Source organism: Stenotrophomonas pictorum JCM 9942 (assembly GCF_001310775.1).
GTDB classification, from domain to species: Bacteria; Pseudomonadota; Gammaproteobacteria; order Xanthomonadales; family Xanthomonadaceae; genus Stenotrophomonas; species Stenotrophomonas pictorum.
In genome coordinates this window covers 1-1,699 of record NZ_BAZI01000480.1, presented here as the reverse complement: position 1 = coordinate 1,699, position 1,699 = coordinate 1, and the positions used below count along the sequence as shown (strand labels likewise).

The window sequence follows — 1,699 nt, the reverse complement described above, 5'->3', positions numbered from 1 at the left end:
GAATCGGCATCGCGGCGATGGCTTCGCGCACGATCTCCGGCAGCAGCGCGGCGGTCTGCGCGCCCGGGGTCACCGGAGCGCAGCACGAAGCGCTCGCCCTTGGCGTCGGTGGTGCGCTCCAGCGCGGTCCAGTCGATACCGGCCTTGGCGGCGAAACCGGTCAGCGCCTTGGTCGGCTCGCCATTGGCGTCCAGGGCGATGTTCAGATACGGGCCGAACACTTCCGAGTGCTGCTCGGGCTGTTCGGTTTCCACGCCCGGCAGCAGCACCGCCAGACGGCGCGGGGTCGACAGCGGCTTGGCGCCGTCGCGGTCAAAGGCGATACCGCGCTTGGCCAGGCCGTCAATCACGCCATCAAAGAACGCCTGCGCCAGGCCCGGCAGCGCCTTGACCGGCAGCTCTTCCACGCCCAGTTCGATCAGTAGCGGCTGCATGCTCATGCCTGCACCTCCTTGGCGGCCACGGCTTCAAGGCGCTTGGCCTCGTACAGTTTGGCCACGGCCATCGCCAGGGTGCGCACGCGCAGGATGTAGCGCTGGCGCTCGGTCACCGAGATGGCGCGGCGCGCGTCCAGCAGGTTGAAGCTGTGGCTGGCCTTGGTGACCTGTTCGTAGGCCGGCAGCGGCAGGCCGGCGTCGATCAGCTTCTGCGCTTCGGCCTCGCAGGCGTCAAAGCGGTGGAACATCTCGTCCACGTCGGCATACTCGAAGTTGTAGGTGCTCTGCTCCACCTCGTTCTGGTGGTAGACATCGCCATAGGTGACCGGGCTGCCATCCGGGCCGTAGGTCCAGACCAGGTCATAGACGTTGTCGCAGCTCTGCAGGTACATGCACAGGCGCTCCAGACCGTAGGTGATCTCGCCCAGCACCGGCTTGCATTCCAGGCCGCCGGCCTGCTGGAAGTAGGTGAACTGGGTGACTTCCATGCCGTTGAGCCAGACTTCCCAGCCCAGCCCCCAGGCGCCCAGGGTCGGCGATTCCCAGTTGTCCTCGACAAAACGCAGGTCGTGCACCAGTGGATCGATGCCCAGCGCCTTGAGCGAATCCAGGTACAGCTGCTGGATGTTGTCCGGGCTGGGCTTCATCGCCACCTGGTACTGGTAGTAGCGCTGCAGGCGGTTGGGGTTTTCGCCGTAGCGGCCGTCGGTGGGACGGCGCGAGGGCTGCACGTAGGCCGCATTCCAGCTTTCCGGACCGATCGAGCGCAGGAAGGTGGCCGGGTGGAAGGTGCCGGCGCCCACTTCCAGGTCCAGCGGCTGGATCAGCACGCAGCCCTGCTTCGCCCAGAAGTCGTTGAGGGTCTGGATCAGGCCCTGGAAGGTGATCGGAACTGTCGGGGTCGCGGACATGCTGCGGATTGCCGTACGGAGGGGTGCGCTAGTATAGCGACCGGCCGCGCGGTGGCCGGGCAAGCAAGGGGTGGGCAGTGGAACAACAGGCCGCGCACGGCGCGCAGATCCCCTCCGCGGCCGTCCCGATCGCCCCCGGACGGCTGCAGTTCTCCAATGTCGCCGCCGCCCTGTTCGCCGACGGGCTGGTGGCCGCGCACGACCACGAACGCATCCGCTTTTCCGCGCAGGGCGCGCGCAACGCCAGCGAGGTGCATCCGCTGGTGTTGCTGGCCAACCTGAAACTGGCCGCCGCCGCGCCGGCCTCCGGCGAGCTGGGGCTGGAACGGCTCACCGAATGGCTGGCCCAGC

General features: G+C 67.7%; 1 protein-coding gene and 2 pseudogenes. 1 reads left to right on the top strand and 2 read right to left on the bottom strand.

The window, feature by feature from the left end; genetic code table 11:
- Positions 1–440 (bottom strand): annotated as a pseudogene (locus JCM9942_RS15235) (glycine--tRNA ligase subunit beta); the annotation flags it as partial.
- Positions 437–1,348, bottom strand: coding sequence for a glycine--tRNA ligase subunit alpha (glyQ, locus tag JCM9942_RS15230; RefSeq protein ID WP_054660686.1), 912 nt, complete (start codon positions 1,346–1,348; stop codon positions 437–439). The pseudogene JCM9942_RS15235 and the gene glyQ, both read right to left, overlap by 4 nt.
- Positions 1,349–1,425: 77 nt before the next feature.
- Here glyQ and JCM9942_RS15225 point away from each other — a divergent pair.
- Positions 1,426–1,699 (top strand): annotated as a pseudogene (locus JCM9942_RS15225) (type II/IV secretion system protein); the annotation flags it as partial.

Bases quoted from the DNA above. Each gene is read 5' to 3' on its own strand.
- glyQ (WP_054660686.1), bottom strand. From the start codon at position 1,348: ATGTCCGCGACCCCGACAGTTCCGATCACCTTCCAGGGCCTGATCCAG.